The sequence below is a fragment of the Ruegeria sp. SATB027 genome, assembly GCF_059613825.1.
This window is the reverse complement of record NZ_JBXWTH010000004.1, coordinates 36,167-56,606: the sequence shown is the minus strand read 5'-3', so window position 1 is coordinate 56,606 and position 20,440 is coordinate 36,167. Positions and strand designations below refer to the sequence as shown.

At 56.5% G+C, this 20,440-nt stretch carries 19 protein-coding genes; 5 read left to right on the top strand and 14 right to left on the bottom strand.

What is annotated here, in order from left to right; genetic code table 11:
• Positions 1 to 7 precede the first annotated feature (7 nt).
• Positions 8 to 2,188 (bottom strand): catalase/peroxidase HPI, encoded by a 2,181-nt coding sequence (gene katG / locus AC2FPW_RS00330; RefSeq protein ID WP_496812203.1) that lies wholly within the window; start codon positions 2,186 to 2,188, stop codon positions 8 to 10.
• A 107-nt stretch (positions 2,189 to 2,295) separates the two neighbouring features.
• On the opposite strand from katG, the gene AC2FPW_RS00325 reads away from it, so the two are divergent.
• Positions 2,296 to 3,228 carry a hydrogen peroxide-inducible genes activator gene (locus AC2FPW_RS00325; protein ID WP_496812202.1) on the top strand — a complete coding sequence of 311 codons (933 nt, stop codon included), beginning with the start codon at positions 2,296 to 2,298 and terminating at the stop codon, positions 3,226 to 3,228.
• 31 nt (positions 3,229 to 3,259) lie between these two features.
• Here AC2FPW_RS00325 and AC2FPW_RS00320 read toward each other — a convergent pair whose 3' ends face one another.
• From AC2FPW_RS00320 to AC2FPW_RS00310, 3 genes are read right to left on the bottom strand one after another with little or no spacing between them, the layout of a single operon-like run.
• The gene (locus tag AC2FPW_RS00320; RefSeq protein WP_496812201.1) at positions 3,260 to 3,595 is read right to left on the bottom strand and encodes a carboxymuconolactone decarboxylase family protein; all 336 of its coding nucleotides are present in this window, start codon (positions 3,593 to 3,595) and stop codon (positions 3,260 to 3,262) included.
• An 11-nt stretch (positions 3,596 to 3,606) separates the two neighbouring features.
• Entirely contained in the window at positions 3,607 to 4,362 is a 756-nt protein-coding gene (locus AC2FPW_RS00315; protein ID WP_496812200.1) for an amino acid ABC transporter permease, read from the bottom strand.
• 9 nt (positions 4,363 to 4,371) lie between these two features.
• On the bottom strand, positions 4,372 to 5,112 hold the full coding sequence (locus AC2FPW_RS00310) for an amino acid ABC transporter ATP-binding protein (RefSeq protein ID WP_267365873.1): 741 nt from the start codon (positions 5,110 to 5,112) through the stop codon (positions 4,372 to 4,374).
• A gap of 120 nt (positions 5,113 to 5,232) precedes the next feature.
• On the opposite strand from AC2FPW_RS00310, the gene AC2FPW_RS00305 reads away from it, so the two are divergent.
• Positions 5,233 to 6,003: a transporter substrate-binding domain-containing protein gene (locus tag AC2FPW_RS00305; protein ID WP_480607278.1), complete on the top strand. Its 771-nt coding sequence runs from the start codon at positions 5,233 to 5,235 to the stop codon at positions 6,001 to 6,003.
• 73 nt (positions 6,004 to 6,076) lie between these two features.
• Here the strand turns inward: AC2FPW_RS00305 and AC2FPW_RS00300 are convergent, their stop codons facing one another.
• From AC2FPW_RS00300 to AC2FPW_RS00270, 7 genes are all read right to left on the bottom strand, one after another.
• Positions 6,077 to 7,033: a dipeptide ABC transporter ATP-binding protein gene (locus tag AC2FPW_RS00300; RefSeq protein ID WP_496812199.1), complete on the bottom strand. Its 957-nt coding sequence runs from the start codon at positions 7,031 to 7,033 to the stop codon at positions 6,077 to 6,079.
• Complete coding sequence (locus AC2FPW_RS00295) at positions 7,030 to 8,007, bottom strand: ABC transporter ATP-binding protein (protein ID WP_496812198.1); 978 nt, start codon at positions 8,005 to 8,007, stop codon at positions 7,030 to 7,032. Before AC2FPW_RS00295 ends, AC2FPW_RS00300 begins: the two co-directional genes overlap by 4 nt.
• A gap of 4 nt (positions 8,008 to 8,011) precedes the next feature.
• Entirely contained in the window at positions 8,012 to 8,914 is a 903-nt protein-coding gene (locus AC2FPW_RS00290; protein WP_496812197.1) for an ABC transporter permease subunit, read from the bottom strand.
• Positions 8,914 to 9,921, bottom strand: a complete 1,008-nt coding sequence (locus AC2FPW_RS00285) for an ABC transporter permease subunit (RefSeq protein ID WP_496812196.1) — start codon at positions 9,919 to 9,921, stop codon at positions 8,914 to 8,916. The genes AC2FPW_RS00290 and AC2FPW_RS00285 overlap by 1 nt, the downstream gene beginning before the upstream one ends.
• Positions 9,921 to 11,015: a M24 family metallopeptidase gene (locus tag AC2FPW_RS00280; RefSeq protein WP_496812195.1), complete on the bottom strand. Its 1,095-nt coding sequence runs from the start codon at positions 11,013 to 11,015 to the stop codon at positions 9,921 to 9,923. The genes AC2FPW_RS00285 and AC2FPW_RS00280 overlap by 1 nt, the downstream gene beginning before the upstream one ends.
• Before the next feature lie 68 nt (positions 11,016 to 11,083).
• A complete protein-coding gene (locus AC2FPW_RS00275; protein ID WP_496812194.1) occupies positions 11,084 to 12,667 on the bottom strand; it encodes an ABC transporter substrate-binding protein in 1,584 nt (527 codons plus the stop codon).
• 304 nt (positions 12,668 to 12,971) lie between these two features.
• Entirely contained in the window at positions 12,972 to 13,346 is a 375-nt protein-coding gene (locus tag AC2FPW_RS00270) for a hypothetical protein (RefSeq protein ID WP_496812193.1), read from the bottom strand.
• A 466-nt stretch (positions 13,347 to 13,812) separates the two neighbouring features.
• Here AC2FPW_RS00270 and AC2FPW_RS00265 point away from each other — a divergent pair, with 466 nt between their 5' ends.
• Genes AC2FPW_RS00265 through AC2FPW_RS00255 form a run of 3 tightly spaced genes read left to right on the top strand, consistent with a single transcriptional unit; the run spans position 13,813 to position 17,067 of the window.
• Positions 13,813 to 15,024 (top strand): M24 family metallopeptidase, encoded by a 1,212-nt coding sequence (locus AC2FPW_RS00265; protein ID WP_496812192.1) that lies wholly within the window; start codon positions 13,813 to 13,815, stop codon positions 15,022 to 15,024.
• A 3-nt stretch (positions 15,025 to 15,027) separates the two neighbouring features.
• Positions 15,028 to 16,185, top strand: a complete 1,158-nt coding sequence (gene argE, locus AC2FPW_RS00260) for an acetylornithine deacetylase (RefSeq protein WP_496812191.1) — start codon at positions 15,028 to 15,030, stop codon at positions 16,183 to 16,185.
• Positions 16,186 to 17,067: a DMT family transporter gene (locus AC2FPW_RS00255; protein ID WP_496812190.1), complete on the top strand. Its 882-nt coding sequence runs from the start codon at positions 16,186 to 16,188 to the stop codon at positions 17,065 to 17,067.
• Positions 17,068 to 17,157: 90 nt separating this feature from the next.
• Here the strand turns inward: AC2FPW_RS00255 and AC2FPW_RS00250 are convergent, their stop codons facing one another.
• The 3 genes from AC2FPW_RS00250 to AC2FPW_RS00240 are packed head-to-tail and all read right to left on the bottom strand — an operon-like array spanning position 17,158 to position 20,431.
• Complete coding sequence (locus AC2FPW_RS00250; RefSeq protein WP_496812189.1) at positions 17,158 to 18,657, bottom strand: mannitol dehydrogenase family protein; 1,500 nt, start codon at positions 18,655 to 18,657, stop codon at positions 17,158 to 17,160.
• The gene (locus AC2FPW_RS00245; RefSeq protein ID WP_496812188.1) at positions 18,657 to 19,430 is read right to left on the bottom strand and encodes an L-iditol 2-dehydrogenase; all 774 of its coding nucleotides are present in this window, start codon (positions 19,428 to 19,430) and stop codon (positions 18,657 to 18,659) included. The genes AC2FPW_RS00250 and AC2FPW_RS00245 overlap by 1 nt, the downstream gene beginning before the upstream one ends.
• Positions 19,427 to 20,431: an ABC transporter ATP-binding protein gene (locus AC2FPW_RS00240; protein WP_480588715.1), complete on the bottom strand. Its 1,005-nt coding sequence runs from the start codon at positions 20,429 to 20,431 to the stop codon at positions 19,427 to 19,429. The genes AC2FPW_RS00245 and AC2FPW_RS00240 overlap by 4 nt, the downstream gene beginning before the upstream one ends.
• Positions 20,432 to 20,440: the final 9 nt, after the last annotated feature.

The following is a 20,440-nucleotide window of genomic DNA, read 5'->3' as shown; positions in this document are numbered from 1 at the left end:
TTTTGACTTAGGCTACCAGATCGAACCGGTCGTTGGTCATGACCTTTGTCCAGGCCGCCACGAAGTCCCGCACGAACTTCTGGGCATTATCGTCCTGGGCATAGACCTCGGCGTAGCCACGCAGGATCGAGTTCGAGCCGAAGACCAGATCCGCGCTGGTTGCGGTGAACCTGACCTCACCCGAGGCACGGTCACGCAGCTCATATGTGCCGCCGTCAACCGGGTGCCAGCTGAGCGACATATCCGTCAGGTTGACGAAGAAGTCGGTGGTCAACTGACCCACGCGATCCGTGAAGACCCCATGCGCCGAGCCGCCATGATTGGCGCCCAGCACACGCAGGCCACCCACCAAAACCGTCATTTCCGCAGCGGTCAGACCCAGCAGTTGCGCGCGGTCCAGCATCATCGCCTCGGGTGATACCGCGTATTCCTTCAGCTGCCAGTTTCTGAACCCGTCCGCCAACGGCTCCAGCACCGAGAAGCTGTCGGCATCGGTCTGCTCATCCGTTGCGTCGCCGCGACCAGCCGAGAACGGAACCGTCACGTCAAAGCCTGCGGCTTTGATCGACTGTTCCAGACCGACGTTACCCGCCAGAACGATCACGTCGGCGATCGAGGCTCCGGTTTCCGCAGCAATCGGCTCCAGCACGCCCAGCACTTTTGCCAGACGCTCGGGCTCGTTCCCTGCCCAGTCTTTCTGCGGTGCCAGACGGATACGCGCACCATTTGCTCCGCCGCGTTTGTCCGAGCCACGGAAGGTACGGGCACTGTCCCACGCGGTGGTGATCATCTCGACCGCGGTTAGACCACTGTCGGCGATCTTTGCTTTGACGGCATCGACATCATACCCGGTCGAACCGGCAGGAATCGGGTCCTGCCAGATCAGCTCTTCTGACGGGACGTCAGGGCCATAGTAGTTGACACGTGGCCCCATGTCGCGGTGGGTCAGCTTGAACCACGCGCGGGCAAAGGTGTCAGCAAAGTAATCCGGGTCGGCCATGAACTTCTGACAGATCGCGTTGTATGTCGGATCGATCTTCATTGCCATGTCCGCATCGGTCATCATCGGCATACGGCGAATAGAAGGATCGGTCGGGTCGACCGGCTTTTCATCTTCCGGCATGTCGACAGGCTGCCACTGGTTGGCACCCGCGGGCGATTTTCCCAATTCCCACTCATATCCGAACAGGTAATCGAAAAAGCCCATGTCGAATTTGGTCGGGTTTTTCGTCCACGCACCCTCGATACCAGACGTGAATGCGTTGGTTGCCTTGCCGTTCTGATCGGGGTTGTCCCATCCCAGACCCTGACCGGAGACCGGGCAGGCTTCGGGTTCGGCGCCGATATGTTCGCCCGCCATCGCGCCATGCGCTTTGCCGACTGTGTGACCACCACAGGTCAGCGCCGCCGTCTCTTCGTCGTTCATTGCCATGCGGGCAAAGGTTTCACGGATGTGCAGCGCTGTTTTCGCCGGGTCCGGGTTACCGTTCACGCCTTCGGGGTTCACATAAATCAGGCCCATATGCACCGCACCCAGAGGGTTTTCCAGCGTGCCGGGGGTTTCCAAATCGCCATAACGGTTCTCGGACGGTGCCAGCCACTGATTTTCAGAACCCCAGTAAACATCTTTTTCGGGGCCCCAGATGTCTTCGCGACCAAAGCCAAAGCCAAAGGTCTTCAGACCCATGGATTCATAGGCCACCGTCCCTGACAGAACAATCAGGTCTGCCCAGGACAGCGCATTGCCGTATTTCTTTTTCACCGGCCACAGCAGACGGCGGGCTTTATCCAGGCTTGCATTGTCCGGCCATGAGTTCAGCGGCGCGAACCGGATGTTGCCCGAACCAGCGCCGCCGCGACCATCCCCCAAGCGGTACGACCCGGCAGAGTGCCACGCCAGTCGGATCATCAGACCGCCATAATGGCCCCAATCGGCAGGCCACCAGTCCTGACTGTCGGTCAGCAACGCTTCGACATCGGCGCGGACAGCGCCGAAATCCAGCCCTTTGACGGCTTCGCGGTGGTTGTAATCCGTGTCCATCGGGTTGGTGCGCGAGTCATGCTGGCTCAGAATGTCCAGGTTCAGCGCATCCGGCCACCATTTGGTGACAGAGTTGCCCGTACCCGTGTTGCCGCCATGCAAGACTGGGCAGCCGCCGGATTGGTGATTGTGGGGATTACCGTCCATTGTAAATCTCCTGAGTATTTACCGAGGGGTTCAGATGTCTTGACTCGTACCTTACGGTTTCGATAATTGGAAATTTGTAATTACTATCGTTGCGATTAGTTTTTCCTATGAAGTTACTCACACTTAAACACCTGCGCTACTTCGAAGCACTTGCCACCCACGGCCACTTTGGAAAGGCGGCGGCGGCCAGCGCGATATCGCAGCCCGCGCTTTCCATACAAATCAAAGAGCTGGAGGCCATCATGGGTGGCCCCTTGGTCGAACGCGCAGCGCGCGAGACACGCCTGACCGCGCTTGGCGAAGATGTCCTAAAACATGGCCGCGAAATCCTGACGCGAGTCGAGGATTTGGGGAATCTTGTGCAATCTTCCGCCGGTCCCTTGTCGGGTCGCATCAGAATCGGGGTCATCCCCACGGTCGCGCCTTACTTGCTGCCATCAATCATCAAGGCACTGTCGCAACGATTCCCACAGCTGACGATCGAGCCCAAAGAGACCATCACCCAAACCCTGATCGGCGAAATATTGGACTCCAGGCTGGATTTTGCTGTTGTCGCTTTGCCGGTATCGGAACCCAGCCTTCGGGAATTTTCGTTGTTCAACGAAGACTTTCTGCTGGTTCGCCCGGCGCGGGACGCTGGGTTGCCAATGCCAAGTTCGTCACAGCTCAGAACGATGCGGCTGCTGTTGCTGGAAGAAGGGCATTGTTTCAGGGATCAGGCACTTTCCTTCTGTTCGATCCGCAACATCGAACCGCAGCACATTATGGAGGGCAGTTCTCTGTCCACACTGGTGCAGATGGTCGGGGCCGGCATCGGTGTGACACTGATACCGGAAATGGCGGTGGGGCTGGAAACACGGTCTGCGGACGTGTCCATCGCCCGCTTTCAGGACACTCCACCAACCCGGACCATCGGCCTGATCTGGCGAAAGACTAACCCGCTAGGTGAAAACCTCCTGAAAATCGGTGCAATTATTCGCAAAACCGCCGAGGAAAACGCGGGAGGTCTAGGGTACGCTGACCCGGAACCAAACGGCTGATCACAATCCGCTTTGGTGATTTGCGCAGCAATTACCCGGAAAACACATCATAAGCCTTCAAAGCTTTGGCGCTGTAAGCATAAGACGGCCCGCCGCCCATATAGGTCGCCATCGCCAAGGCCTCGCACATCTCGTCTCGGGTTGCACCCAGCCGGACAAGGGAACGCACGTGAAACCCTATGCAACTGTCGCAGCGGGTCGCAATGGCGATGCCAAGGGCCACGAATTCCTTGGTTTTCTCACTTAGTGCGCCATTGGTCTTGGCGGCCTTGCCCATGATGCCAAAGCCGCGCACGGTTTCGGGCACTTCCTGCGAAAAAGTTCCGATATTGGCCTCGGTCTCGGCCATGAAAGCTTTCCAGTCCATATCCATTCTCCTTATCCGCGCTCGTCCGCGCCCATGCGACGCTCCAGCCAGCGCACACCCGTACTGATGATCAGAACCAGGATCAGGTATTCAAAGATCAACAGGGTATAGATTTCCAACGGGCGGTATTCGGTAACCACCAGCTCATTCGCGCGGCGGGTCAGTTCCTGCATCCCGATGACGCTGGCGAATGCACTCATCTTGACGATGTAGATGAACTGGTTTGCCAAGGGCGGCAGAATGCGCCGGATTGCCTGCGGCAGGATCACGTAGCGCATGGTCTGCACATAGTTCAGCCCGATGGTCTGCGCCGCTTCGCTTTGACCGCGCGCGATGGATTGAATGCCTGCGCGGTAAATTTCCGCAGTGAAGGCGCTGTCGGAAATCGCCAGAGTGATTATTGCACCCCAGAACGGGTCAATTGGTACGTTCATGCCCATCGACTTGAACACGATGGGCAAGCCGTAAAAGACCCAAAACAGCATCGGCAGCAAGGGAATGGCCCGAATGAATTCAACGTAGACACGGTTGACCAGCCGCCAGCCACGTTTTTCGGACAATCCCGGCAGGGCCACCAGCAATCCGATGACGATCGACAGCACGGCGGCGATCAGTGAAATCTGAATCGTTGCACCCATCCCCGAGATCAGGAATTTCACATTGATCCACCCCGATGCTGTAGTCGGGTCGATCACATACCAACCCCAGGTCTGGGATGAAGAACAGCCTGCCAGCAGCAAAGGTACGATTAGTAGAAGTTTTTTCATCTGCCCCTCTCAGTGCTGCAGTATCTGAGACAGGAATTTGCGACAGCGGTCAGACTGAGGGTTGGTAAAGAAATGCTCCGGCTTGCCTTCTTCGACAATCTCACCGGCATCCATGAAGATCATCTTGTCGGCAACTTTGCGGGCAAATCCCATTTCGTGGGTCACAACCACCATGGTCATGCCCTCATTTGCCAGTTCAACCATAACCTCCAGCACTTCCGAGATCATTTCGGGATCAAGGGCCGAGGTCGGTTCGTCGAACAGCAGCACACGCGGTTCCATGCATAAGGATCGCGCGATGGCCACGCGTTGTTGCTGGCCACCAGACAACTGCATTGGCTTTTTGTCCGCCTGATCGGGGATATGTACCCGATCCAGATAATGGCGCGCTTTTTCCTCTGCGTCCTTCCGGCTCAGGCCGCGCGCTTTGATCGGACCCAAAGTCAGGTTTTCCAAAACGGTCAAATGCGGAAACAGATTGAATTGCTGGAACACCATTCCGACATCGGACCGTATGGTTGCCGTAGACTTGGCGTCATCCGACAGCTCAACCCCATCTATCCGAATGATACCTTTCTGGTGTTTTTCCAACCGGTTGATACACCGAACGACCGTGGATTTGCCTGACCCCGAAGGCCCGCAAATCACCACCTTTTCGCCGCTGCTGACCGTCAGGTTGATGTCCTTGAGAACGTGAAATGTGTCATACCACTTATTCACGCCCACAAGTTCGATTGCGGCGCCTGCCATAAGCTGAACTGCCCCCGTTTTGCCCCATAGTAATATTTTCTTGAGGTTATCTTTCCCTTTGGACTGAAATCAATGAGGATTGCAATCACAAGGTCGTAACGCCACCAACGGGAGATACCTATGAGCGTTTTTTGGAAAGCCGCGGCGGTTGCCGTGTTGGGGCTTGTATTGTCCGGTTCCGCACAGGCGCAATCTGCGCTGAACGAGGTGCTGGATTCCGGCGTTCTCAAGGTTGGTACCACAGGTGACTGGAACCCGATGACACTGCGCGACCCGGCAACCAACAGCTACAAAGGATACGACATCGACATCATGAATGCATTGGCCGCCGATCTTGGAGTTGAGGTCGAATTTGTCCCCACCGACTGGAAAACACTGGTGAATGGTGTGGTCGCGGGCAAGTACCACCTGACCGGGTCGGCATCGATTTCGCCACCGCGCATGAAAGTTGCGGGTTTTTCGGACAGCTATATTTCGGTCGAACTTTTTCCCTACACCACCAAGGACAAGGCTGACAAATTCGACGGGTATGACTCGATCAACCAGACCGGTGTGAAAGTCGCGACGACTTTGGGCACCACATTCGAAAAACGGGTCCGCGAATGGTTCCCAAACGCCGAGATCAAGGTGGTAGAGGCCCCAGCCCGCGGGTATCAGGAAGTAATCGCCGGTCGTGCTGATGTATTCATAACGTCGAACATCGAGGGCTCGACCCTTGAGGAGAAGTTTCCTGTTATCCGCGTGAAAAACGCCGGTCCCCGGTCACCTTCGCCGATTGCGATGATCCTGCCACAAGGCGATCAGATCTGGATCAACTATGTGAACAACTGGATCGAAGTGAAAAAAGCGGAAGGCTTCTTTGAAGCAAACCGCGAGAAATGGGGGCTCTGACGCCTTCAAGGACGTGCGGACTTCCTGACGCCCGGTCCTATGGCCCGGGCGTTTTCGTCTGCCATCTGGTTCTTCAGAAAAGAGGATGCAGACACGCGACCTGATGGGTTTCGTCATCCAATTCAGGCAATGTTTGCCTGCACTGGTCCGTCGCAAGCCAGCATCGTTGCGCAAAAGCGCACCCTTTCGGGATATTCATCGGTGACGGCAATTCGCCTTCCAGCTTGATCCGCTCTTTCCGGGCATCCGGGTCGGCACGGGGCGTCGTGGACAGCAACGCCTTGGAGTACGGATGTCGGGGTGCCGCGAACAGCTGCTCTTTCGGGCCTTTTTCAACCGCGCGCCCCAAATACATGACAATCACGTCATCGGCGAAATGCCGGACAACCGACAAGTCATGTGAAATGAACAGGTAGGCCAGGTTCAGCCGTTCCTGAAGATCGACCAGCAGGTTCAGGATCTGCGATTGAATCGAAACATCCAGCGCCGAGACAGGTTCATCCAGAACCAGCACCTTGGGATCCAGCATAAGCGCTCGCGCAATGGCGATCCGCTGGCGCTGCCCACCCGAGAACATATGCGGATAGCGGTCATAATGTTCCGGGCGCAGACCCACCATCTCGATCATCTTGCGAGCGTGCTTTTCGCGATCGGCGGCTGTCATCTGTGGCCGGTTGATAATCAGCGGTTCCTGCAGGATCTGCCCGATGCGCTGACGCGGATTCAACGAGCTATAGGGGTCTTGAAAGACGATCTGTACCGTCTCTCGCATCTTGCTCCATTGCGAAGGGGTAATATCGACCCCGTTGATCGTCAGGCTGCCCGAGGTAGGTTCTTCGATCATTGTAATCAGTCTGGCCAGCGTAGACTTGCCACAGCCTGACTCTCCGACAATGGCCAGTGTTTTTCCCGGCAGCAGGTCGAAATCCACCCCCGACAGTGCCTTTACGGTTGCGGGTTTGGACAGCAACCCACCTTTGACCGTATAAAACCGGGCCAGGTCGTTGGCCTGAACGATAGGTGTGGTCATATCAGCTCTCCGGCGGCAATCTTTTCAACATGGTGACAGCGCGCCTTGCCAAATGCCTCGGCATGAGGGGTCGGCGGGGTTTGGGCGCAGGTCGCATCGGCAAAGCGGCACCGTGGGCTGAAAAGGCATCCTTTTGGACGGTCGAATTGCCCCGGGACAACACCCGGAATCGTCGGCAGAATCTTGGACGTCGCCCGCTCCGGCAAAGCACTTAGCAGGGCCGTGGTATAGGGATGGCGGGGGGTTCGGAACAAATCCCTGACAGGCTGTTCTTCAACCTTTTGCCCGGCATATTGCACCTGAACCCGCTCGGCGGTTTCCGCAACGACACCCATGTCATGGGTGATCAGAACAAGGCCCATGTCATGCTCATCACGCAACCGGATCAACAGATCCAGAATCTGCGCCTGAATGGTCACGTCCAGCGCGGTGGTCGGTTCATCCGCGATCAGCAGTTTGGGATTGCAGGCAATGGCCATCGCGATCACAACCCGTTGGTTCATGCCCCCTGACATCTGATGCGGAAAGGTATTAAGGCGGCTTTCAGGCGCAGGAATGCCAACCTGATCGAACAATTCGACCGCACGCTCGTGACGCTCCTTTCGGTTCAGGCCAAGGTGGATGCGCAATGCCTCTTTGATCTGGAACCCGACAGTAAAACAGGGGTTCAGCGAGGACATCGGTTCCTGAAAGATCATCGCCATGTCCTTGCCAATGATCTTGCGCCGTTCGCGGGCCGAGATACCGGACAGGTCACGGCCCTCAAAGCTCATCTCATCGGCGGTGATCGTGGCGGTCCAGGGCAGCAGGCCCATCAGTGCCAGCATCGACACGGACTTGCCCGAACCGCTTTCGCCAACGATGGCCAGCAACTCGCCTTTGTCGACCGACAGATCGACACCGTCCACGGCGCGAAAACTGCCCGAAGATGTGGCAAACTCGACAGTCAGATTACGGATCTGCAAAAGGCTCATGCGATCAGCTCCGCTTCAGTTTCGGGTCCAGCGCATCGCGCAACCCGTCGCCCATCAGGTTGATGGCAAGTACGGTGACCAGGATTGCGAGACCGGGGAAGGTTACAACCCACCATGCGCGCAGGATGAACTCGCGCGCTTCAGCCAGCATGGTGCCCCATTCCGGCGTGGGGGGCTGCGCGCCCATGCCCAGAAACCCAAGGGCCGCCGCGTCCAGAATGGCAGTCGAAAAAGACAGGGCCGCCTGCACGATGATCGGTGCCAGGCAATTGGGCAATACCGTGATGAACATCAGCCGCGACTTGCCAGCACCGGCCACACGGGCCGAGGTCACATAGTCTTTCTGCCGTTCCGCCAGAACCGACGCGCGGGTCAGGCGCACGTAATGCGGCTGGAACACGATGGCGATGGCGATCATCGCGTTGGTCAGTGATGGGCCCAGAATAGCGACCAGAACAAGGGCAAGCAGCAGAGACGGGAAAGCCAGGACGATGTCCATCACCCGCATGATCAATGTATCAACCCATTTGGGTGCAAACCCCGACAGAAGTCCGACCATTACGCCGCCCGTCACGGCAACACAGACCACAACGATCCCCACAAAGAAGGAATAGCGTGACCCCATGATCAGCCGCGACAGCATATCCCTGCCCAATGGATCGGTACCCAACGGGAAGGCCCAGCTTCCACCTTCCTGCCAGGCAGGGGGTTGCAGGATATGGTCCCGGAACTGTTCGGTCGGATCATAGGGGGCCAGAAATGGGGCAAAGGCCGCACAGAACACAAATCCTGCAAAGACCCACAACCCAATCACGGCACCCCTATTTTCGCTGAAATAGTACCAGAACTCTCGCAGTGCGCTGGGACGATTTTCGGCTATTGGCTGGGTCGAAGAAAACTCGGTCATCATCGTCTCCGGATTTTGGGGTTGATGATGCCGTACAGGACATCGACCAGCAGGTTTACCAGCATCACGATCACCGCGATCATCAACAAGCCCCCTTGCACTACCGGGTAATCCCTGCGGAAAATACTGTCGACCATCCACTTGCCGATGCCCGGCCAACTGAAGATGGTTTCGGTGAGAATTGCCCCCGCCAACAACGAACCGACCGACAATCCAATAACTGTGACAACAGGGATCAACGCGTTGCGCAACGCATGCAATCCGTTGATCCGCGTCGGCGACAGCCCTTTGGCACGCGCGGTGCGGATATAATCCTCACCCAGAACCTCCAGCATCGCCGACCGGGTCTGTCGCGCAATCACGGCCAGCGGGACAGTGCCCAGCACAATCGTCGGAAGGATCAAATGACGAACGGCGGATCCGAACGCCCCTTCCTGACCGGACAAAAGACTGTCGATCAGCATAAAACCGGTGACACTTGGAAAGTAATAAAGCAGGTCGATCCGGCCGGACACCGGTGTCCAGCCAAGATTGCCCGAGAACACGATAATCAGCAGCAGCGCCCACCAGAAGATGGGCATCGAGTATCCGACCAATGCCGAAGACATCAGTGCCCTGTCAAAAAACTTCCCCCGGTTCACCGCCGCAATCACTCCGGCAGGCAGACCCAACGCGATGGCGAAGATCATGGCGCAGAGCGAAAGTTCCATTGTCGCGGGGAACAGCGAAAAGAACTCCTCCCAGACCGGTTTTTTGGTGACAAAGCTTTCGCCAAGATCGCCCTGCAATACCCCGGCAAGGTATTCCCAGTATTGCTGCAACACCGGTTTGTCGAAACCCAGCTTTTCTACCATTTCCTGATAGCGTTCTTCAGTCATGCCACGCTCGCCGGCCATGACGATGATCGGATCACCCGGCAGCACCCTGATGAACATGAATGAGATCAACGTCACGCCCAGAAAAGTCGGGACGAACAGGCCAATGCGGGTGAGTAAGTAACCAAACATCAGCGACCTATGACTGTAAGCTCTTTGGGGAAATGGGTCAGCGACCGGCAACCATCCGCAGTGACAAGCACGTCATCTTCGATGCGAACGCCAAAACTTTCGAGCGCGTAGAGACCTGGTTCATTCGTCCAGACCATGCCCGGCAGAATTTTCTGGTGGTTTCCGCGCATGATATAAGGTGCCTCGTGCACATCCCGGCCAAGCCCGTGGCCCGTTTTGGTACGTATACGATCCGCAAATGGCGAGGCCTCGAGCACGCTGATGACCGCATCGTCGATGTCATGGGCCGTTGCACCCGGGCGGCAAGCTTCGAACCCGGCTTTGTTGGCGCGCAGAACGGTATCGTAGACTTCCCTACCCTCGTCCGACACGTCTTGAACAAAGAAGGTTCGCGTGATGTCAGCAGCAAAACCATCTTTGCAGGCGCCGAAATCGAACAGTAACGCGTCGCCTGCCCTAATCTGGTAGTCGCTGCGTGCTTTCCCATGCGGCCGTGCAGAATTGTCGGCAGCCGCCACGATGGGCGAAAACGCCAGAGACTCGGCTCCTTCTGCAAACAGCGCCTGTATCAGGGCCTGCTCGACCTGTTTTTCAGTCTGACCGACGCGCACATCTGCAATCACACGACCCAGAGCACGTTCCGAGATATCGATGGCCGCCTGCATCGCAGCAATGTCTTCATCGGTTTTGATAATGCGCAGGCCCGAGATTTCGCGTTCACCGTCAACGATCCGCAAGTCCGGCATAGCACGTGTAAAAGCCGCAGAGACAAAAACCCGCATCACCTGACCTTCCACCGCAAGAGAGCGGATCGGCATATGTGCGGCCAAAGCAGTAAACGCATCGTCATAACCGGTCTGATCGCGCCAATCGAAAACAGCGCCATCGAACCCTACAAGATCCCATGACGCCAGTTCCAGATTGGGCACAATCGCTGCGGCCTGTCCCTCAGCCGGGACAATAACCACGAAGGGCCGCTCGTGGCTCATGAAAGCTTTCCCCAAAGCGCGGGCGAAGTTCGGGCCAGGCACAAGAGCTACTGCGTCGACTGACAGGTCCCGTGCCAGTTGACGATATTCGGACAGATCCGGCATTCAGGCCGACCTCCTCAATAAAAAAGCCGGAGCTGCCAAACAGGCAGCTCCGGTGAGTGAGTGGTGGCTTACTCGACGCTCACACCATAGAAGATGTGGCCGCCCAGCGGGTGCACTTTGTAGCCTTGCACCTTGTTGCTCATCGGCATGAATACAACCGAGTGAGCAATGGTTGCCCATGGGGCCTGCTCTTTGAACACGACCTGTGCGTCTTCATACAGCTTGGTCCGCTCTGCCTGATCGGTGCTTTGCTTGGCTTTCAGGATCAGATCCTCGAACGGCTGGTGGCACCATTGTGCACGGTTCGATGCTTCGACCCCGTCACAGCCCAGCAGAACGGCCAGGAAGTTGTCCGGATCGCCGTTATCACCGGTCCAACCCAGCAGAACAGCACCGTCGCGGTTCAGTTCTTTCGAGCGTGACAGGTATTCGCCCCACTCGTATGAGACGATTTCGACGCCCACACCAACCTTGGCAAAATCAGCCTGGATCAGCTCGGCCATGCGGCGGGCATTGGGGTTATAGGGGCGCTGAACAGGCATCGCCCAGATCTTCATCGACAAGTCCGAGACACCTTCGGCATCAAGCATGGCCTTGGCCGCTTCGGGATCATAGGCATCGTCCACAATAGCGTCGTTATAGCCCCACATGGTTGGCGGGATCGGGTTCTTGGCAGCCTGGCCCGAGCCCTGGAAAACCACGTCGATGATCGCCTGCTTGTCGATCGCCATGTTCAACGCTTTGCGAACCTTGGGGTTGTCGAACGGCGCCATCGTGGTGTTGTAAGCCAGATACCCGACGTTCAGCCCTTCCTGCTCCATCATGTTGATGTCTGCATCATCCTTCATCGCCTGAATGTCAGCCGGGTTCGGGTAAGGCATCACATGGCATTCGCCAGCTTTCAGCTTCTGGTAACGAACAGACGCGTCCGGCGTAATGGCAAAGATCAGGTTTTCGACCTGCGCCGGTTCTTTCCAATAATCGCCATTGGCCGCATAGCGGATCACCGCGTCTTTCTGGTAGGCCACGAACGAGAAAGGCCCGGTCCCGATGGGTGCAGTATTCAGTTTTTCAGGCGTTCCGGCAGCCATCATAGCATCGCCATATTCGGCTGACATGATCGATGCAAAATCCATCGCCATGTTCGCAACAAAGGGTGCCTCTGGCTTGGACAGGGTGAACTTCACCGTGTAGTCATCAATCTTTTCGATAGAAGAGACCAGATCCGGCATCCCCATACCCTGGAAGTATTCCCACGTGCCGCCAGACACTTGGTTATAGGGGTGGTTCTCGTCCTTTTGGCGCATGAAGGAAAAGATTACGTCATCAGCGTTGAAGTCGCGGGTCGGGGTGAATTCGTCATTCGAATGGAATTTGACACCCTGGCGCAGCTTGAACGTGTATTCCAGGCCATCATCACTGGCCTCGACACTTTCAGCCAGACCGGGGATCACATTGGTTGTACCGGTTTCGAATTCAAGCAACCGGTTGTAAATAGGATGCGACGAGGCATCAAAGGTAGTTCCTGCGGTAAACAGTGCAGGGTCAAACCCCTCGGGTGAACCTTCGGAACAATACACCAGGGTATTTGCCTGTGCCACGGCACCCGACAGGGCTATTGCCGTGGTTGCGGCCAGAAGATTGAGTTTCATGATTTTCTCCCAGAAATAGACTTGGCAAGACAATCGCAGGGCTCTTTGTCGTCAGAGCGTTCAGTGACAATACAGTTCGTTGCGATATCCCTGACAAATGTATCCAAAATACAAAACCTGTTGTCAACCGGCTCTGTCACTGACTTTCGTGAAAGATGCCTGTTGCCAGGGTGTGTCTTGAACCTGAAAGCGCCCTGCCCCACGGAAATCACGAGGGGCAACACTTACATTCCACTGGGCCCGGCAGTTTGGCCACAGATATCGACTGTCATTGACCCGAAGTCATTCAGGTAAGAATGGATATCTAACTTTGACCGTTAGCTGATGAAGTATCCTTGCGCATATCGCGAATGCAATCGTAGCCCAGCCAGAATAAGACTGTCAGTGCAACCAGAAATACGTAGGGAAGCAGCGAGATATGCATAACCAACACGCCATAGAACATGGCGGCGTACGCAGCGATTTGGACTATCACCAACAAACCCCACGCAACCATTCCCCAAAGATTGCGCGCTTTCCTCTGACCGGTCGAGTTGCGCAGGCTCTGACACTCTGCCTCGTTCACCACAGGGGACGCGACACGCGTTGAATTGAGAATGCCGTTGGTGTCGAGCGCGCTGGATCGACATGCATCGAAACAAGGGGCCGCCTCTCGACAGGTGGGCGCAGTGTGTAGCATTGATTGAGTCCTTGGACATCTGGGGTTTGGCAGCGAGCCTTCACTGTGCCCCAAGACACCGACCCCCTGCACCATGCCGCGCGCGAGATCAGGTGCCACCGTTGCCGTCTTGCAATCATATCCAGCGGAGAAACGCCGATCCTCGCTCAGGCGCAGCATAAAACCGCACAAATAGTCGATTGGTCCGCGAAAACCGCGATCAGATGAGGTCTGAAGAAATTTCTCATGACCCTCGGTGGCTCATGACTTTTGGCGCGGTTTCGGAAACGCACTAACCGCCGAACAGGGACCTTCGCGTGTTTCCAGCGCTCTATTCTACTGCGTCCTTCGATGCTGAGGGCGAATACCCTGTACGCGTACCATGATCTCCTCATTAGATAACCCAATAACTTCTAATAGGGGTTTCGGTTCAGGTATCGCTTACAAGTTCATTTGTGTACAAATTGGAAAGATTGCGCTCAAGTACATGTCATATCCAGCCTCCGAGGATGCCATGCCGATTGAACACGCCCCCTTCAGCCAAGCGGAATATGACCGCAGGATCGCCAAGACCCGAAGCGCTATGGAAAAAGCGGGGCTAGAGCTACTGTTTGTCACCGACCCTTCGAACCAGGCTTGGCTGACTGGCTATGATGGTTGGTCCTTTTACGTGCATCAGGGCGTATTGCTCGGCATGGAAGGTGAGCCGATTTGGTGGGGACGCCAGATGGATGCATTGGGTGGGTTGCGCACATGCTGGATGTCCAGGGACAACATTCGCGGCTATGCAGACCACTACGTTCAATCAACCATACGCCATCCCATGCAGGATCTGGCTGGCCACATTAGCGCGCTTGGGCTGGACGCGGCCTGTATCGGCGTCGAGATGGAGAACTATTACTATTCCGCAAAGGCACACGAGGTTTTGGGCAAGGAATTGCCCGAAGCGACGCTGGTGGATGCGGCGGCACTTGTGAACTGGCAGCGTCTGATCAAGTCGGAAGAAGAAATTGTCTTTATTCGCAAGGCGGCCCGGATATCCGAAAAAGTAATTCAAACGGCCATTGATCGTGCAGCGGTGGGCGTGCGCAAGAACGACCTTGTCGCAGATATCTTTCATGCCGGGATTACCGGGGTTGAGGATGATTGGGGGGATTACCCGGCCATTGTCCCTTTGACACCCTCAGGGCTGGATGCCACTGCCGCGCACCTGACATGGAATGGCGCACCGATGAAGAAGGGTGAAGCAACATTTTTCGAACTGTCCGGCTGCTATCGGCGCTATCACGCTCCGCTTTGTCGCACGGTATTTCTTGGCACTCCGCCGCCAGAAATGCGGGACGCGGAACGCGCGCAGATCGAAGGGATAGCGGCGGGTTTAGAGGCTGCACGGGCTGGCAATCGAACCAGCGACATTGCAAACGCTTTTCATAAGGTTCTTGCCCGTCACGGACTCGAACGGGAGGGGCGCATGGGATACCCTATTGGCCTGAGCTATCCGCCAGATTGGGGCGAACGGACAGCGTCGATCCGCGCCGAAGATGAGACCATTCTGCAACCGGGCATGGTTTTCCATTTCATGCCTGCGCTGTGGATGGACAGTTGGGGGCTTGAGACCACGGAAACCATTCTTATCACTGAAAACGGCCCCGCCGAAGCCCTGTGCAATATCGAGCGAAAGCTCTTTGTGAAAGACTAAGCCTTGAGCATCCTCGAAGACGCCAAGACCCTGCTGGGCGAACTGATCAGCTTCCCCACGGTTTCGTCAGACAGCAATCTGGACATGATCAAACACCTCGCGGACCGGTTGAGCGATTGCGGTGCAGAGGTTGAAATATGGCATGATGAAACCGGCACAAAAGCCAATCTTTTTGCCACATTGGGCCCCAAGCGCGACGGTGGTGTCGTTCTGTCAGGCCATTCCGATGTAGTGCCTGTCGCCGATCAGGACTGGTCCTCGGACCCGTTCGTGATGGAGGAGCGGGACGGCATGTGGTTTGGGCGCGGAACCTGCGATATGAAAGGGTTTATCGCGGCGGCAGTCGTCATGGCCCCGTATTACGCAAAGCTGGACCTTCAGCGCCCGGTGCATTTTGCCTTTACCTATGATGAAGAAATCGGCTGTTTTGGTGCGCAGGCTTTGGCCAAGACCCTGCGGGAAAAAGAGATAAAACCCGCTGTGGTCATCATCGGCGAGCCCACCTCGATGCGCATCATCGAAGGCCATAAAGGTTGCCATGAATATACAGCGCATTTTATCGGGTTCGAAGGCCATGGCTCGGCCCCCGAGCGCGGCGTTAACGCTGTAGAATACGCGGTGCAATACGTGTCGAAACTGCTGGCGCTGAAGGCTGATTTGCAAGGGCGAGCACCGGCAAACAGCCCGTTCGACCCGCCATGGACAACAATAAATACCGGTACGTTGGTGGGCGGGGTGGCCCATAATGTGATCCCCGGTAAAGCGCGGGTCGATTGGGAGATGCGACCAGTGCAAAAGGCGGATGCGGATTACGTCAAAGACGAACTGCACCGGTTTTGCGCGCAAACCCTGATCCCGGCAATGCAGACTGTTCATCCCGATGCCGGTATCAAGACCGAAGTAATCGGTGAGGTCGACGGGCTGGAGCCAATGGACGACAACGAAGCGCGTGACCTTGTGATGGAACTGACAGGGGCAAACGGAGCCGACGTTGTGCCCTTCGGCACCGAAGCCGGGATTTTTCAGCAGTTGGGGATGAGCGTCGTTGTCTGCGGCCCCGGATCAATCGATCAGGCGCATAAACCTGATGAATACGTCTCGGTCGACCAGATGGCCCAATGCCTTGATATGCTTGGGCGATTATCTTCGAAGCTGGAATAGATGATGACCTCGGCCCGCGCGGTATCCATATTCTGGTTGGGTGCACCGGTTCTGTTCGTGCTGTTCTGGGCGGGTGGCTACAGCTTTGCCAAGCTGGGGCTGCCCTATGTGGAACCGATGACCATGCTTGCGATCCGTTATGGTCTGGCTGTTCTGTGTCTTCTGCCGCTGCTGGCGGTGTTCCGCCCTGCCCTGCCGCGTGATCCGGCGCACTGGGCCGCGATGGCGGCAAGTGGGTTTCTTATTCAATGTGTTTACTTCGGTCTGGCCTATCAGGCGATGAAACAGGGGTTGGGTGCCGGCACCACTGCCATCGTGATGGCCTTGCAACCTGCACTTGTCGCCGCCTTCTCTCCGTTGGTCGGAGAAGCGCGTGGACGGCCCGTGATGTGGGTTGGCCTGGCGCTGGGTTTTGCGGGGGTTGCAATCAGCGTCTTTGACAAGACTAGCGCAGTGCCTCTTTCCGCCGGGCTGCTTGCGGTTAGTGCATTGGTCGGCCTGACCGCCGCCACTTTGCTGGAAAAACGTCACGGGCGGCGCAGCGACCCAGTGTTGGGTGGTGCTGTTCAATATGTGATCGGATTTGCCGTGCTGCTTCCCATCGCAATGGCGACCGAAACGATGGAAGTCACCTGGCATCCAAACCTGATCCTTTCCCTTGCGTATCTGGTCATCGCCATTTCCCTGATCTCGATCAGCCTCTATGTCGCACTTGTTCAGCGCGGCGACGCGACCCGCGTGTCCACATTGCTTTACCTTGTCACACCTTTGGCAATTGCACTGGCCTGGATGATCCTGGGCGAGCCGGTCACCTGGCGCATCGCCTTTGGTTTCGTTCTCTGCCTCGCAGGCGTATATATCGTGCGGAAATCCAAAGATTGACGCCTATGGCAGTTTTCGATCGGACAACCGGAAATTCAAAGCCTGCGACCAGTTCAATAATGGAAACCACCTGAACCGAGATCACAACCGTCAGGAAAGCGCATTCAGATAGCTTTTGATCGTCGTCCGGCATCCGTGCTGCCAGATTCGTGGCAACCAGCGTGTGAAGGCTTCTGCGAACTGGGCTTCACGGCCAGTACTTCCGTACAGGTTTGCTGCTTCAAGCCACTTTTCGGGCTGTTCCCTGGCGGCAAGGGCCGCACTCTGCAAATCGCACCAGATGGGATCATTGGGCGCAATCTCTGATCCGTCCTCACGCAGACCAGCGCACATCCGGCACCAGAAAGCTTCAACCAGCGCCAGACCGGTGACAGACGTACCCGAGGCCAGTGCATCGCGAAGCGACGGGAGCAAGAATCCGGGGTGTCGTGCAGACCCATCAAAGGCCACGCGCCGCGTGGTGTCGTGAATAGCCGTGTTCGAAAACCTGCGTTTGACCAGATCCAGATACTGTTCCGGTGTCATCCCGGGAACTGCAATGGCATGAGGAAGAATTTCTTCGGTCTGTACTTTCAGGAAGAATGCCGAAATTTCCCGGTCGTTCATGCAGTCCGCGATTGTGGGGATGTTCAGAACCTCACCCACATTCGCCAGAATCTGGTGCCCGCCGTTCAGAATACGTAGTTTCAGGGTTTCATATGCGTGTACGTCTTTGGTGATCGTAACGCCGACATTCTCCAATATCGGCCGCTCGGCACAGAAATCGTCTTCAATCACCCATTGGCGGAAATTCTCGTGTGACACCGGAACGCTGTCTTCAATTCCCAGGGCGCGGGCCTGCAACCGGACATGATCAGAGGTGGCAGGAACAATGCAATCCACCATCGAATTCGGAAACGCCCCGTTCTGATCGATCCAATCCGCAAGATCAGGGTCCGTAAGGCGCGCCAGTTCAACAACGCAATTGCGCAGGATGGTACCGTTGCCCTGAAGGTTGTCACAACTTAATGCCGTAAAGGGCAGATGTCCGGCAGAACGGCGATTGCCAAGTGCTGCCACTATGGCACCAAAGACCGTGCGAGGCTGTTGCGGGTTTTGCACGTCGTGTCGAATTTCATCGTGGTCCACGTCGAAAACACCCGACTTGGCATCCAGAAAATAGCCACCTTCCGTAACGGTAAGGGACACGATCCGAATGGCGGGATCGGACATTTTCCTGATCAGAGGCGCATTTCCGGGTTCAATGGGCAGATAGTCGATCAACGGGCCGATGACTTCGGCAGAAACACCGGACGGGTCAAGCTCGATCAAAGTTGTCAGACAGTCCTGCCGGATCAGCTTTTCGCGCATGTCCGCGTCATAGGCCCGAACTCCGGCCCCGATGATCGCCCAGTCCAGGGCCAGCCCTTTTTGCATAAGCCTGTGGATGTACCACGCCTGATGCGCACGGTGAAAATTCCCAAGTCCGATATGAACAATCCCAGGTGCCAAATCTTCTCGCCGGTATCCGGGTTTCTTGATATCTGCCGGAAGCGCCCCAAGGTGGTTAAGGCGCAACTCTACCGGTGTTATGTCCGCCAAAGGGGTCATCAGCTCATCCAGTTTCCGCCATCGACATTGTAAGTCTGGGCCACGATGTATTCCGCTTCATCAGACGCCAGAAACACAGCCATCCCGGTCAAATCCTCGGCACGTCCCATACGGCCGAACGGTACCGCTGATGCAACTTCGCGCTTCTTCTGTCCCGGTTGTTTATTTTCATACTTCGCAAAGAAGGCATCGACGCCATCCCAATGTTCTCCATCCACAACACCAGGTGCGATCGCATTCACATTTATCCCGTGAGCGATCAGATTGAGTCCCGCTGACTGCGTCAAAGAGATTACGGCAGCCTTGCTGGCGCAGTAAACGGCGACCAGAGCTTCGCCACGCCGACCAGCCTGTGAGGCCAGATTGATGATCCGGCCTTTGACATTGGCGTCGATCATGTGTCGCGCAACGGCCTGCAATGTAAACAGGGTGCCCGAGACATTGATATCGAAGACGCGTTGGTAATCGGCGCGGTCGATTTCGGTGATGGGTGCCGCTGAAAAAACGGCGGCATTGTTGATCAGAATGTCAATCTGGCCGAACTGATCCACTGTGCGCGCAACAGCATTGTCGATGCTGTCCTGATCAGCGACATTCATTTCGACCGCCATTGCGGCGCCACCTATTTCCGAGGCTGCGGCTTGCGCCCGCGTGATATCAATGTCGGCAATGGCCACACGCGCACCTTCGGCGACGTAAGCTTTTGCAAAGGCCAGCCCGATTCCGCGCGCAGCCCCGGTGATGAGCGCGGTTTTTCCGTCCAGTCGCTTCATTCGATCCGCAGCCCTTGGGCGTCAAAACGATGAAGCACGTCGGCACGTGGCGTCAGGTAGATACGGTCGCCATGCCTAAATCCAACCTCTCCGTCCGCGCGCACCGTGATTGTTTCCGCCAGACCGGTTTCATGTATGTGGAAAAACGTATCTGATCCAAGATGCTCGGACACGCCCACGACACCGCTCCAGGTTCCTTCGCTCTCGGACACAGCAATATGTTCGGGGCGGATACCGATTGTATGTGCGCCGTGTTTTGCAGCCTCTTCGCCTTCGATAAAGTTCATCTTGGGCGAACCGATGAACCCGGCGACAAAAAGGTTTCTCGGCGTTCGATATAGGTCCAGCGGGCTTCCGACCTGCTCGATCACACCAGCCTGAAGCACGACGATCTTGTCGGCCATCGTCATCGCTTCGACCTGATCATGGGTCACATAGATCATGGTTGTCGCCAACCGCTCGTGCAACTCGCTGATCTCCAAACGCATGCCGACGCGCAGCGCGGCGTCCAGGTTGGACAGCGGCTCATCGAACAGAAACGCTGCGGGTTCGCGGACAATGGCACGCCCGATGGCCACACGCTGGCGCTGGCCACCGGACAGCTGGCCGGGGCGGCGATCCAGATAGTCGGTCAGGTTCAGAACCTGCGCGGCCCCTTCCACACGTTTGTCTATTTCGGCCTGATCCAGTTTCGCCATGCGCAAGGGAAAGGCGATGTTCTTGCGAACGGACATGTGCGGATATAAGGCATAAGACTGGAAAACCATCGCCAGACCGCGTTTTGCAGGTGGTACGTTTGTTGCATCGGCCCCATCAATGTCGATGGAGCCAGAGGTGATGTCCTCCAACCCTGCAATCAGGCGCAGCAAAGTGGACTTACCGCAACCCGATGGCCCGACGAACACCGTGAACTCTCCGTCTTCGATGGTCAGATCCAATGGCGGGATAACCTGCACGTCGCCAAAGCTTTTGGTCACGGACTTGAGTTGAATACGTCCCATGAGAAGTTT